The sequence below is a fragment of the Rhizobium sp. TAL182 genome, assembly GCF_002117725.1.
GTDB classification, from domain to species: domain Bacteria; phylum Pseudomonadota; class Alphaproteobacteria; order Rhizobiales; family Rhizobiaceae; genus Rhizobium; species Rhizobium esperanzae.
This window is the reverse complement of the sequence record NZ_CP021026.1, coordinates 230,476-243,621: the sequence shown is the minus strand read 5'-3', so window position 1 is coordinate 243,621 and position 13,146 is coordinate 230,476. Positions and strand designations below refer to the sequence as shown.

General features: G+C 62.7%; 13 protein-coding genes. 7 read left to right on the top strand and 6 right to left on the bottom strand.

The genetic code is table 11. The features are described from left to right. Positions 1-26: 26 nt before the first annotated feature. The 6 genes from Tal182_RS24160 to Tal182_RS24135 form a co-directional block, all read right to left on the bottom strand. Positions 27-1,679: a GMC family oxidoreductase gene (locus Tal182_RS24160; RefSeq protein WP_085861307.1), complete on the bottom strand. Its 1,653-nt coding sequence runs from the start codon at positions 1,677-1,679 to the stop codon at positions 27-29. Positions 1,680-1,763: 84 nt separating this feature from the next. After that, on the bottom strand, positions 1,764-2,846 hold the full coding sequence (locus Tal182_RS24155) for an ABC transporter ATP-binding protein (protein WP_085861306.1): 1,083 nt from the start codon (positions 2,844-2,846) through the stop codon (positions 1,764-1,766). 7 nt (positions 2,847-2,853) lie between these two features. Next, entirely contained in the window at positions 2,854-3,738 is an 885-nt protein-coding gene (locus Tal182_RS24150; RefSeq protein ID WP_085861305.1) for a carbohydrate ABC transporter permease, read from the bottom strand. Continuing rightward, the gene (locus tag Tal182_RS24145; RefSeq protein WP_085861304.1) at positions 3,738-4,625 is read right to left on the bottom strand and encodes a sugar ABC transporter permease; all 888 of its coding nucleotides are present in this window, start codon (positions 4,623-4,625) and stop codon (positions 3,738-3,740) included. Before Tal182_RS24145 ends, Tal182_RS24150 begins: the two co-directional genes overlap by 1 nt. Positions 4,626-4,700: 75 nt before the next feature. After that, entirely contained in the window at positions 4,701-5,933 is a 1,233-nt protein-coding gene (locus Tal182_RS24140) for an ABC transporter substrate-binding protein (RefSeq protein WP_085861303.1), read from the bottom strand. Between the two features lie 57 nt (positions 5,934-5,990). Further along, positions 5,991-6,941 (bottom strand): sugar phosphate isomerase/epimerase, encoded by a 951-nt coding sequence (locus Tal182_RS24135; RefSeq protein WP_085861302.1) that lies wholly within the window; start codon positions 6,939-6,941, stop codon positions 5,991-5,993. A 219-nt stretch (positions 6,942-7,160) separates the two neighbouring features. Between Tal182_RS24135 and Tal182_RS24130 the strand changes: the two genes are divergently transcribed. From Tal182_RS24130 to Tal182_RS24100, 7 genes are all read left to right on the top strand, one after another. Then, on the top strand, positions 7,161-8,231 hold the full coding sequence (locus Tal182_RS24130) for a LacI family DNA-binding transcriptional regulator (protein ID WP_085861301.1): 1,071 nt from the start codon (positions 7,161-7,163) through the stop codon (positions 8,229-8,231). Positions 8,232-8,413: 182 nt separating this feature from the next. Further along, entirely contained in the window at positions 8,414-8,833 is a 420-nt protein-coding gene (locus Tal182_RS24125) for a biotin/lipoyl-containing protein (protein ID WP_085861300.1), read from the top strand. After that, a complete protein-coding gene (locus Tal182_RS24120) occupies positions 8,833-10,227 on the top strand; it encodes an acetyl-CoA carboxylase biotin carboxylase subunit (protein WP_085861299.1) in 1,395 nt (464 codons plus the stop codon). Before Tal182_RS24125 ends, Tal182_RS24120 begins: the two co-directional genes overlap by 1 nt. Then, complete coding sequence (locus tag Tal182_RS24115) at positions 10,224-10,649, top strand: acetyl-CoA carboxylase (RefSeq protein WP_085861343.1); 426 nt, start codon at positions 10,224-10,226, stop codon at positions 10,647-10,649. The genes Tal182_RS24120 and Tal182_RS24115 overlap by 4 nt, the downstream gene beginning before the upstream one ends. Beyond that, positions 10,646-11,353 carry a 5-oxoprolinase subunit PxpB gene (gene pxpB, locus Tal182_RS24110; protein ID WP_064807091.1) on the top strand — a complete coding sequence of 236 codons (708 nt, stop codon included), beginning with the start codon at positions 10,646-10,648 and terminating at the stop codon, positions 11,351-11,353. The genes Tal182_RS24115 and pxpB overlap by 4 nt, the downstream gene beginning before the upstream one ends. After that, positions 11,350-12,345 carry a biotin-dependent carboxyltransferase family protein gene (locus tag Tal182_RS24105; protein ID WP_085861298.1) on the top strand — a complete coding sequence of 332 codons (996 nt, stop codon included), beginning with the start codon at positions 11,350-11,352 and terminating at the stop codon, positions 12,343-12,345. The genes pxpB and Tal182_RS24105 overlap by 4 nt, the downstream gene beginning before the upstream one ends. A 21-nt stretch (positions 12,346-12,366) precedes the next feature. Further along, positions 12,367-13,134: a 5-oxoprolinase subunit PxpA gene (locus tag Tal182_RS24100; RefSeq protein WP_085861297.1), complete on the top strand. Its 768-nt coding sequence runs from the start codon at positions 12,367-12,369 to the stop codon at positions 13,132-13,134. Positions 13,135-13,146: the final 12 nt, after the last annotated feature.

Below are 13,146 nucleotides of genomic sequence, written 5' to 3'. Positions count from 1 at the left end.
CCGGTCGCATCGAGGCGGAGGCGTGTCTAGAGCAGTCCCGTCCTGTAGCGCTCGACAAGGTTGCGGCAGGCGCGGATCGTCAGCGCCATGACGGTGAGCGTCGTGCCGGCGATGCCGCTGCCCGGGAAGGCGCTGGCGTCGGTAACAATGACGTTCGCGGCATCCCAGAGCTGGTTGTAGGAATTGAGCACGGAAGCTTCCGGAGTTTCGCCCATGCGCGCACCGCCGGTTTCATGGATCGCCGCGCCCATGCACATGGTCTTGCGGAACCATGTGCGGAACATGAAGCGGCTGAAGGCGTCGGCGTCGGGAAAGGCGCCCCTGCCCATCTCCCTGAGGCCGGTGGGCGAGCCGATGAACTCGAGATCGCCGCCGACCTCCCGGATCATGGCGATCAACGTCTCCTCCTGCCGGCGGAGCAGCCGCCGCTCCTCCTCCTGCATGACGCAGCGAATGTGCGGCACCGGAATGTTCCAGGCATCCTTTCGCTTGCCATCCAGGGTGATGCGGTTGTCGGCATAGGGCAGCATACGACCGAAGCCGAAGAAGGCGAGACGCGCATCGGCCTCCTCTGAAACCGGCGCCCTGCCGATGCTGCCCTGATAGTCGAAATCGCCTCGGGCGGCGTCACCCTCGCCGAAGCGCGGGATGAAGATCCCACCGGACGGATTGTAGAAGGGATCGACGGGAGCGGAATCGTCAACAGCCCAACCCTTCGCCTTGGAAAAGGAGCCGAAAGCGAGGCATGGAAGCTGATCCATGAAATAGCGTCCGAGCGCGCCAGAGCTGTTTCCGAGCCCATGAGGATGTCTTGCCGATGCCGAGTTCAGCAGCAGCCGCACGCTTTCAATCGGCGAGGCGGAGAGCACTACCATCGCGGCATGCGCCGTCGAAACCTCCCCCGTGTTGCGATCGATGAATTCCGCGCCGGTGGCGCGGCCGGTTTTTTCGTCGGTGGTGATGCGGCGCACGACGGCATCATAGCGGACCGTCAGCCGCCCGCTCGCCTTTGCCTCCCGCAGCGGTCGCGGCATGCGTTCGGCGTCCGGCGCGATATAGCGCCAGGAGACGACGCGCCTCTCCGGCCATCGGCTTTCCACTGCCTGCTTGAAGATCTGTTCTGCCGGCGTCAGGTTGGCCGGCTTCGCATAGAGGCCGTCCGGCAAGGTCGGCACATCATCCTTGTTGCCGTAGAGCCCGAGATAGGCCTCCACCTCGTCATAGAAGGGCGTGAGCTCGTCATAGGAGACCGGCCAGTCCACGCCCTTGCCACTGCGCGATCGGATCTTGAAATCATCGTCGGTCCAGCGGAGCAGCACGCGGCCGAAACTGTGCAGGCGACCGCCGCCCTGGCGGCCGCGGATCCAGAGAAAGGGCTCGCCCTTCGGCGTCGTATAAGGGTTCTTGCGATCGTTGACGAAGAAGTGGCTGAAGCGTTCGGTAAAGAAGGCCGCCCGCGCCTGGATCGGCTGGCCCTTCAGGGTGGCACGTGCGCGCTCCCAGATATTGATACTACTTGCCGGCGCCTTCTTGCGCGCCGGGTCGAAATCCTTCGGCTCGACGGCGGGGCCGGCCTCGAGCAGCAGCACCGACAGCCCCTGAGCCGTGAGTTCTTTGACGGCGAAGGAACCCGCCGCGCCGGAGCCGATCACCAGCGCATCATAAACGATCTCAGACATATCTTTTTCAAATCCTGTCCTGGGCAATTCCTCAAAGCAGCGCAAAGCGCATCCGAAATTGCGGGAAAGCAAAGGGATGGCGCGTCAAAGCCGCGACCCATCGGCAGCGAAGAGCGACGCCTTGGTGATATCGAGACCTGGAGCCACGGCATCGCCGGGCTTGAGGTCGACGTCGCCCATGAAACGAAGCGAAAGGCTTTGCTCCGCCCAGTCGAACCAGACGACGGCATCCGAACCCATCGGCTCGACGACGGAAACGCGGCCAGGAATGGTGGCCAGCCCGCTTGCCACACCGTCGAGCACAAGGTGCTCAGGGCGAAAGCCTAACGTAACAGGCCCTTCCGCCACGGCTGCCCGGAAGGCATAGCCGGAGAGATCGACGGCCAGCCCGCTGTTCCGGAAGAGGGGAGCCTCGCCGTCGTGCTCGATCCGGCCCTCGATGAAATTCATCGCCGGAGCGCCGATGAAGCCGGCCACGAAGAGGTTGGCCGGGCGGCGGTAGATCTCCGTCGGCGAGGCGAGCTGCTGGATCACGCCGTCACGCATGATGGCGATGCGATCGGCAAGCGTCAGCGCCTCCACCTGATCGTGGGTCACATAGATCATGGTATTACCGAGGCTCTGATGCAGCTTCTTGATCTCGACGCGCAATTCGTTGCGCAGCTTGGCGTCGAGGTTCGAAAGCGGTTCGTCGAAGAGGAACACATCCACTTCGCGCACCAGTGCCCGGCCGATGGCGACACGCTGACGCTGGCCGCCGGATAGTTCGGCAGGGCGCCGGTCGAGCAATTTGTCGAGATGGAGAAGGGCAGCGGTCCGGGCGACGCGCGCCTCGATCTCTGGCTTCGGCAGACCGGCGACACGAAGGCCGAAAGAGAGATTCTTGCGCACCGACATGCGCGGATAGAGCGCGTAGGATTGGAAGACCATGCCAATGCCGCGGTCCTTCGGCTCTTCCCAGCTGACGTTCTTGCCTGAAATCCAGACCTCGCCCGCCGTAATGTCCTGCAGGCCGGCGATAGCGTTCAGGAGCGTGGACTTGCCGCAGCCGGAGGGGCCGAGCAGCACCAGGAACTCGCGAGGGGCGATATCGATCGACATCTTTTCGATCACCGTATGGTCGCCATAGGCGATCTTCAGGTCTTTGACGGAGACGGCGGATTGCATCGAAGCCTTACCCCTTGACTGCACCGGCGGCGATGCCGCGCACGAACCAGCGGCCGGACAGGAAATAGATCGCGAGCGGAACGATGGCGGTCAGGATCGTCGCCGCCATGTTCACATTGTAGGTTCGCTCGCCCATCGTGGTGTTGACGATATTGTTAAGCTGCACGGTCATCGGCAGGTTGTCGCGCCCGGCGAAGACGAGACCGAGCAGGAAGTCGTTCCAGATGCCGGTGAACTGCAGCATGGAGACGACGACGACCATCGGCACGGCGATCGGCAGCATGATTTCGAAGAAGATGCGCCAGAAGCCGGCGCCGTCGACGCGCGCCGCCTTGCAGAGCTCCTCCGGCACGCTGACGAAATAGTTGCGGAAGAGCAGCGTCACCAGCGGCAGGCCGAAGATGACATGGACGAGAATGATGCCGGCGAGCGAATTGTAGAGGCCGATATTCGCCATGGCGCGAACCATCGGATAGAGGAAGATCTGGTAGGGGATGAGACCGCCGGCCATTAACAAGCCAAAGAGCGCATTCGCCCCGCGCGGCCGCCAGAGCGACAGCGCATAGCCGTTGACGGCGCCGATGAAGACCGAGATCGCGACCGCGGGAACAGTGATCGCCACCGAATTCCAGAAGCCGCTGCGAATGCCGACACAGACGGTTCCCATGCAGGCGCCCGACCAGGCGGTCACCCAGGCGGAGAAATCGAGCTTTGCCGGCAGGGCGAAGATCTGCCCGAGCCGGATTTCGTCCATGCCCTTCAGCGAGGTGACGACCATCGTATAGAGCGGCAGAAGGAAGAAAAGGGCGGCGGCGACCAGGAAGGTATAAAGGCCGATACGTCCCGCCGTGATCTGCGCCGGCTTCGGCCCGTTCGGGTGAGGCTGGTTCATCACGCCGCTCCCTTCGCCCGGTTGCGCATGTGCATCGCATAGCGGAACGGCGCGACCGCGATGATGACGCCGAGGACGAGCACCGTTGCGCCTGCCGTGGCAAGGCCGAGATTCTGGCGCCCGAACAAATTGTCCATGATGAACTTCGCCGGCACCTCGGTCGCATTGCCGGGGCCACCGTTGGTCATGGCGACGACGATGTCGTAAGTCTTGATCACGCCCATGGCGAGCAGCATGCCGGCGGCGGCGAGGGCCGGTCCGAGCTGGGGCAGGATGATCGAGACATAGATGCGCCAGACGGGAATGCCGTCGATGCGCGCCGCCTTCCATTGCTCAGCCTCGATGCCGCGTATGCCGGCGAGCGCAATGACCATAACGAGCCCCGCGCCCTGCCACACGCCGGCAAGCACCAGCGCGTAGATCGCCATGTCGCGATTGACGACCCAGTCGAGGACGAAGCTGTCCCAGCCGAGCGCACGCACGCTCGCCTGAATGCCGAGCGTCGGATTGAGTATCCATTGCCAGATCAGCCCCGTCACCACGAAGGACATGGCGTAGGGATAGAGAAAGATTGTCCTGAAGGCACTTTCGAAGCGGATCTTGCGATCGAGGGCGGCGGCCAGCAGGAAGCCGAGCACCAGACATCCCGACACATAGAGGACGCCGAAGACCAAGACGTTCTGCAGCGAGGCGAGCCATTTGGCCGAGGCGAAGAGCTTCGAATATTGCGCGAAGCCGACATAGGTTGAAGATGGAAAGAGCGTGGAATTGGTGAAGGACAGCCGGATCGACCAGGCCATCGTGCCGATGAAGACCACGACTGCGGCGAACCATGTCGGCAAGAGGGCGATGGTCGCGGAAAGATTGCGCTTGCGTTTGACGGACATCGGCCAGCTCGTTGACGGATGAAAGCGGAACACGCGCCGTGGCCTCGGGATCAATCCGACGCCACGGGCACGATCCTACTCGAAGATGCCGAAGAAATTCTCGGCCGCAGACGCCGCGTCGTTCGAGCCGCCGCTCCAGTATTCGTCGACGAAATCATCGAGCGCGCCGACCTGCTGCGGTGTGAGCACGATAGCCTGATCGGGCACGATCGCGCCGGCGCTCATCAGCTCGACGCCCTTCTGGGCGCAGACATCGAGTTTCGACTTGTCGACGTCGGCGCGCATCGGGATAGAGCCCTTCTTACGGGCGAATTCGACCTGAACGGTCGGGTCCATGACGATCTCGGCGAGAAGTTTCTGCGCCTTGTCGGTCTGGGCATTGCCGGTCTTGGGGAACCAGAGGGAGTCGGCGATATAGACCATACCCTTGGATTCGGGAGCGATCATGCAGCCATAATCCTTGCCAGGCTCTTTGCCGGCAACGGTGAATTCGCCCTTGGCCCAATCGCCCATGAACTGCACGCCGGCTTTGGCGGTGATCAGCATGGCGGTCGCATCGTTCCAGTTGCGGCCCGCCGCACCCGCGTCGACATAACCGCGCAGCTTGCCGAGGATTTCGAGAGTCTTCTTTACGCCGTCGACGGATGCCTCGCTCTTGTCCTTGTCTGCATAGATCTTCAGAAAGCCGTCGCTCCCCACCTGCGAGAGCAGGATCATGTTGAAGACCTTGGTCTGCTGCCAGGGCTGGCCGCCCCAGGCGACCGGGATAAGGCCGGCGGCCTTCAGCTTGTCGAGATCAGCGAAAAACTCGTCCCAGCTCTTCGGTTCCTGCGCAATACTGGCCTTGTCGAAGGCCTCCTTGGAATAGAAGACCCAGCTTTCGCCATGGGCTCCGGTCGGAGCGAGATAGACCTTGCCATCATAGGAAATGAGATCGCTGATCGATTTCGGCAAGACGTCGGCCCATTTGCCGGCGGCAGCAACGTCGTCGATCGGGTTGAAAAGACCCTGGCTGACGAAATCGGCGGCAGCAAGACCGATGACGCCCTGTTTGGCGCCGGGCGCGTCGCCGGCGACGATGCGGTTCTGGAAGGCGGCATCGGCAGCGCCGAAGCCGGCAATGGAGGAATCCCTCCAGATGCCGCCGCGCTTTTCGAATTCCGTCTTGATGACGTTCAAGGCTGCCGCTTCGCCGCCCGACGTCCAGGACGACATGATCTCGATCGTCGGCTTGTCCTCGGCATGCGCCGCGGCGATGGGACCGGCGAAAGCCACACCGGCAAGAAAGAGCTTCATCATGGTCTTCATTGTTCCACCTCTTGAAAATGCCCTCTTGGCGGGGCGTTTGTCGTCTTCGGAATGATCTCAGCGATAAATCGGCAGGAGCGCCTGCCGGACGAGCGTGAGCCCGTTGGCGATGTCGCGGACGGGATCGGGCGCGGCATCGAGTTCGAGGATCGCCCAGCCTTCATAGGCCCGGTCACGCAGCAACCGGATCCAGGCCGGCCAGTCCACCCGCCCGAGGCCGAAGCCGCAGAAATAGGGCTGGTGGCGGTCGTGGATGTGCTTGTCGATCGGAGTATCGGCAGGCATCGGACCGATCGCATCCTTCCAGTGAGCGATGATCATGCGCTCGTGATGGCGGTCGACGAGCTGGATGGGGTCGGAGCCGGCAACGATGATGTGGGCCGTGTCCGGGCACATATGCACATAGGCCGGATCGGTCAGCAGCATCATCAGATCGACGTCGCGCGCGGCGGCAAAGATCGAGTGCGCCTCCGTGTGCAGCGCGAGCCGGACGCCTCTGGCATGGAGGGTCGCGCCAAGCCGATTGAGGAAATCGGCGATTGCCTTGGCACGGTCGAAATCGTGGAACTGCACCGGCTGGGCGCCGAGGGTTTGGCGTAACGGGGCGCCGATCACCATGATGTCGCTGCCGCAGGCTTTCAGGAAATCGGCATATCGTTCCGCCTTGTCGATCAGCGCACGCTGGGCTTCAGGGGCGGTAAAGTCTCCCGCTGCCTCGAGCTCTGCGAAGAAGCCGCTGCAAAGCGTCAGCCCGCGCCTTGCCAGTTCGGCGGCAAAGCCATCGATCGAACCGTAGGTCTTGATCGCGTCCTGCCAGTTGAAGGGAGAAAAGGTCAACTCGACACCGGTGACGCCGGAAGCCTGGACGCTGTCGAGGATCATGTCCCAGAAGGCGCGCGGCGCGGCGCGTGCATGGTCGACGATCGCATCATGGCTGCCGACGCCCCAGAAGCCGGGATGGAAGAATGTCACGAGATCGACGCCGAAACGCAGCCTGTCGCCAGCCATAACCTATCCATTTCTCAAGGCATGACCTACCGCGTGCGGAACGAGAGTTCCACATCCAAGAAGCCATGGATTTCAATGCATTAATGAATGGCAATCGTTTGCCATGCCCAGATGATAACCAAGCTGGTTTTTTAAGCAAGCGATTTTTGGCAAACGTTTGCTATAAACCGCCACCTGCCTTAGAGTTGCAAATCGAAGCATCCGGGAGCGGAATTAAAGGTGAATAAAAACAAAGGCGTGGCGGGAGAAGAGCCGTCTGGCGCGTTGATGGCTGACGTTGCGCGGCTCGCCGGCGTCGCGATATCGACGGTCAGCCGGGCGCTTGCCAATCCCGGACGGGTCAACGAGAAGACCCGCGCCAAGATCAATGCGGCCGCCAGGCAACTCGGCTACACGCCGAACGCAATGGCGCGCGGCCTCAGGGTCGGAAAATCCAATACCATTATGATCATTTTGCCGGGTTCGCCTTATTATGGCGCCTCGCAGATCATCCCGCAGGTCCTGCAAAGCATCAATAAATCCCTGATCCAAAGGGGGTATAACTTGATGATCGCCAATCTCGATCGCGAGGAAGCTTCCGAACGGCACATACTTGATCTTGCCTTCAGCGGCACGGTTCGGGGAGCCATTATCTTCTCGTCGAAACTTCCGGAGATCGAAGGGCGTTCGCCTGCGGGGGCAGGCCTGCCGATCGTCTCGATGTTGTTCGACATGAGTGATGCCGGTTTGCCGAGCGTCGTCACCAACGACCGGGAGGCGATCCGTGACGCGACGATGGAATTGATCCGTTCGGGTCATCGGCGCTTCCTCTATATAGCCGGCCCCGAGGGAAACTACCACGACGTCGAGCGCTACGCCGGGGTCCTTGAGGCTCTACGCGCAGAGGGACTTTCCGAGGAAGCCGTGTCGAGATCTGGCGGCGACCTCGAATACCAGCATGGCTTCGAGATCGGCATTCGCGCCGCCGAGGATTTCATGAAGCTCGCCGTCAGGCCGACGGCTGTCATCGCAACGAGCGATGACATGGCAATCTCGTTCATGAGCATCATTCAACGCGCAGGCCTTGTTATTCCAGAGCACGTGTCCGTCGTTTCCTTCGACGGCTCCCCGGTCTGCGAATTCTGTTCGCCGCCGCTCTCGACGATCAAACAGCCCGTGGAAGAGATGGGACGCGCGGCCGTGGAACTTCTGCTCGGCGCCATCAGCCAGTCGCAGGATGCGGCAACAACGCGCACCGTCATCCGCAGCCAGCTTATCCTGCGGGAGAGCATTGCCCCTGCAAGGGATTGACCCGCACCTGTCGGTTGGGGAATTCGCAACCGACAGGCGAGATGCCCCATAGGGTACAGACTGCGCTCCATCAAAACTTCGTCTGACCCCATCAATCCGCCCGTCGTGCTACGAAATCACAACACCGGGCGATCTGAAACTTCGGCTATGCGCGGTGGGATTTTGAAATTCCGAGCACGCACATGGACCTCTCGAAGATCAAGACGCTGATCGACTTTGTCGGACGATCTAATATTACCGAGCTGACCGTGACGGAAAAGGACGTGACGGTTCGGATTTTCCGAACGGCGGCGGGCCAGGAGGCTGTCGTCGAACCCGAGCAAAAGCCGAGACCGATCGCCGATGCGTCCTCGGGGATCGAGCAAACCTTCCATGCGGTGACGGCGCCTGTTTTCGGCGTTCTACACAAGGCCCCGGCGCCCGGGGAACCGCCATTTGTCGCGATCGGAGATGCGGTGGAGGAGGGGCAGACGCTCTTCATCATCGAGGCGATGAAGGTCTTCAACACGATCACCGCACCGCGGGCCGGGCGCATCATGCGCCTGACCGAAATAGACGGCGGAGAGGTCGAGACCGGCGATCTGCTGGCGGAGATTGTCTGATGCCGGAAACATTTGAACAATCCGCTGTCTCAGGGCGTCGCTTCGATACCGTCCTCATCGCTAATCGCGGCGAGATCGCAGCACGGATCCAGCGTGCCTGTCGCGAGCTCGGCCTTAGGACGGTCGCCATCTGCTCCGAGGCGGACAGGGAAGCGCCCTACGGCAGCACCGCTGACGGCTTTCTCTGCATCGGCCCGTCGAGCGCGGCGAAAAGCTACCTCAATCAGGATGCCATTCTTCTCGCGGCGCGCCTGACCGGTGCGGGCGCCATCCATCCCGGTTACGGATTTCTATCGGAACATGCGGCATTCGCCGACGCCGTCGAAAAGGCAGGGCTGGTCTTCATCGGTCCGACGGCTTCGTCGATCGCGACCATGGGCGACAAGATCGCGGCGAAGCGGGCGATGATGGCGGCGGGCGTGCCCTGCGTTCCCGGGCCGGACACAGCACTGCCCGACGATCCCGCATCGGTGGAGCGGCTCGCGCTGGAGATCGGCTATCCCATCATCATCAAGGCATCAGGCGGCGGCGGCGGGCGCGGCATGCGCGTCGTTCCGAAGGCCGGTGAGTTGCATGAAGCGATCGCGCTGACCCGGGAAGAAGCCCGCAAGGCTTTCGGCTCACCCTCGCTCTATATGGAGAAGTTCCTCCAGCATCCGCGCCATATCGAGATACAGGTTCTTTGCGACGACCACGGCAATGCCGTGTGGCTGGGTCACCGGGACTGCTCGATGCAGCGCCGCCATCAGAAGGTAGTGGAGGAGGCACCGGCGCCAGGGATTGCGCCCGAGATCATCCGGCCGGTCGGCATGGCCTGCGTCGAGGCCTGTCGGCAGATCAGCTACCGCGGCGTCGGAACCTTCGAATTCCTCTATGAGGACGGTGCTTTCTATTTCATCGAAATGAACACACGGCTTCAGGTCGAGCATCCCGTCACCGAACTGACGAGCGGGGTCGATATCGTCCAGGCGCAGATAAAGGCGGCCCAGGGTGAGCTTCTGAACCTCATCCAAAGTGAGGTGATCTGCGAAGGCCACTCTTTCGAATGCCGCATCAACGCCGAAGATCCCGACACCTTCCTGCCGTCGGCCGGTGTCGTCACCCATCTGACTTTGCCGCAGGGGCCGGGCATCCGCGTCGATACGCATATCCATGCCGGCTATAAGGTCTCGCCCTATTACGACTCGCTGATCGCCAAACTGATCGTGCATGCACCGACGCGGGCGAAAGCCATGGCAAGGATGTGCGAAGCGCTTGCCGGCACCGAGATCGAGGGAATCGCGACCAACATTCCCTTCCTGCGCGCCCTGTTCGAGGACCATGCTTTCGCCCGGGGCGAGACGGACATTCACTATCTCGAACAATGGCTGAAGCTGCGGAGGGCGGCGGCATGAGCGCGATCGATTTCAGCGATCCGGCCACCATCGCGCTGCTGACCCAAGCACTGACGGCCGCCGGAGTGGACGGGCTGGAGATCTCCCGTCCGGGCGCACAGCTTCGCATCATCATTTCAGGTGAGGGAGAGGCGCGGATCAGCGCGACGGAAGCAGCGCCGCGCGCGCCGGGCTCTGCACAGACGGTCGTGAAGGCGCCGATGGCGGGCCGCTTCTGCGTCGAACATCCGGCCGCCTCCGCCGTGCCGCAAAATTTGCCGCGGTCCCTGTCCGACACCGATATCCTCGGCTTCATCAGGGTCGGGGATGTGCTGCTTCCCCTTCGCGCCGGCGGTTCCGGCGTTATGACCAGGCTGCTCGCCGCGCCCGGCGCGCTGGTGGGCTACGGCGATCCTCTGTTCGAAATCGAGTTTCCATCATGATCGTCACGACGAACAGGCACGCTTCGCAACGCGAGATTGTTCCGGCCACCAAAAGCCGGGCACGGGTTTCCTCGATCGGCGCTAGAGCCTTCCTGCTCGAGGCGCCGGGTGAATTCGACGTTGCCGCGCAGCGGCGGATCTGGGCTCTCTCCCAGACCGTGAGAGGCTGGGCGGACCTCGCGGAAGACATTCCGGGGATGACCAATCTGCTGGTAATTTTCAAGGAGACGCCCGAGGACCCCGATGCGGTGGTCGCCCGGCTGCTGGAGGCATGGGCGAATGCTGAGAGCATCGATCTCGATGGCAAGACCATCGAGATCCCCGTCCATTACGGCGGCGAACACGCGACGGACCTTCCGGCCCTTTGCGATCTCTCGGGCTTAAGCGACCGCGAAGTGGTGCGCATCCATCATCAAGCGATCTATCGTGTTTTCGCTTTGGGAAGCGCTCCCGGCTTCGGCTATCTGCATGGTCTCGACCCACGTATCTACATGCCACGGAAGACCGTCCCCTCGCTGAAGATGGCGAAGGGCTGCGTGACCATTGGCGGCATGCAGACCGGCGTCGCCATGCTGACAGGACCGAACGGCTGGAATTCCATCGGTTTTGCCACACTTGAAATGTTCGACCCCACCTCGCCGATCCCGGCCATGATGGCGCCGGGAGATACGGTCCGGTTCCTGCCGGCGAGGATCGAGCTATGATCGAGATCTTGGAAAGCGGCCCTTTCAATACGGTGCAGGATCTCGGCCGTTCCGGCTATCGCGATATCGGCGTATCGGCGAGCGGCGCGATGGATCCGCTTGCCGTCCGGATCGGCAATATTCTCCTCGGCAATGGCGAGAATGCGGCCGCGATCGAGGTGCAGACCTTCCCGTTCAGCCTGCGTTTCCAGCGACGCACCGTGTTTGCCGTAACCGGCGCCGACGGCAATGCTCATCTCGACGGATCGGAACGGCTTGCCTGGTGCGCCCATATCGCCGAACCCGGACAGGTTCTCGAGCTGAGGCAGTCGCCGCGGCTGGCACGCTCTTACATTGCACTCGGCGGCGGGCTGGATGTTCCTGTTATCATGGGCTCGCGCAGCACGTCGCTACGCGGCGGCTTCGGAGGCAATGCAGGCCGGCCACTGGCGAAAGGCGATCGGATCGCGGTCGGCGAGGACGCGGAGATTGCCATGCTGCCGGCCATGGGCCTCGCCGTCGTCGAACCGGCGACAGCGCTCAGCGATGTCTTTCCCGCCCCGGTCGACGGCGTATTGCCGATCCGCGCCCTGCCGGCTGGCGAGCATGAGCTTTTCGCCGGAGACGGCGAAGCCTTCTGGAGCCAGATGTGGAGGATTTCCTCCCGAAGCGACCGGACTGGCTACCGCTTGTCAGGCGAACCCATCAAGCCGGTGGCATCGATCGAGATGCGCTCCCACGGTGTCGTGCCCGGCGTTATCCAGGTACCGCCCGGCGGCGAACCGATCGTGCAGATGAGCGATGCGAACACCGCCGGCGGATATCCGAAAATCGCCGGTGTGATCGAATGCGATCTCTGGCGGCTGGGACAGGCCCGCATCGGCACCCGCCTGAGCTTTGTTCGCTCGACACACGCCGAAGCGCGCGCTGTCGAACAGGCCGTCACCCGCTATGTCGACGACGTCAGACGGACGTCCCGGATGGTCAAGCGCGCGTTGAAGGCGATGGCCTAGGACCCTCACAAGGAGGAACTCATGAAGATCGATCTGAATTCCGATATGGGCGAAGGATTTGGTCCCTACCGGCTGTGCGACGACGAGGCGATGATGAAAATCGTCTCCTCGGCCAACATCGCCTGCGGTTTCCACGGCGGCGATCCCGATACGATGGGGCGCATGGTCCGGCTCGCAAAGCTGAACGGCGTCGGCATCGGCGCTCATCCCGGTCTGCCCGACCGGCTCGGATTCGGCCGGCGCGAAATACCGTTTTCGGCGGACGAGCTTCGCCAGCAGATGCTCTATCAGCTCGGCGCCCTAATGGCGATCGCCAGGAGCGAACGGGTCGCCGTCTCCCATATCAGCTTCCATGCGGCGATGGGCAATATGGTCAACCGCGATCCCGTCCTCTCCGACCTGATGATGGATGCGATCGCTACCGTGGACCCCGGTCTCGTCGTCTTCGTCACGTCGGGCAGCGAGATCGAATTGGCGGCCAGACGTGCGCGGCTGAAGACGCTGGCGCTTTTCCTCGCCGACCGTGCCTATGATGCCGACGGCAAACTCGTCGCGCGCGGGCTCCCGGGCGCCGTCATCAAGGATGAAGCCTCGGTGCGCGCCCGGGTGCGGCAATTCCTGCTCGACGGGACCGTCCGGACGATGGACGGCGCCGTGATCGCCATGCCGGCGCGCTCCATTCTCGTTCACAGCGACACACCCGGTGCCCTCGAACTCGCCGGCGTCGTGCGCGGCGAGATCGAAGCCACCGGCGCGGCGCTCGCTCCCGCCGCCGAACTCGCCGAATGACACAATCCCGAT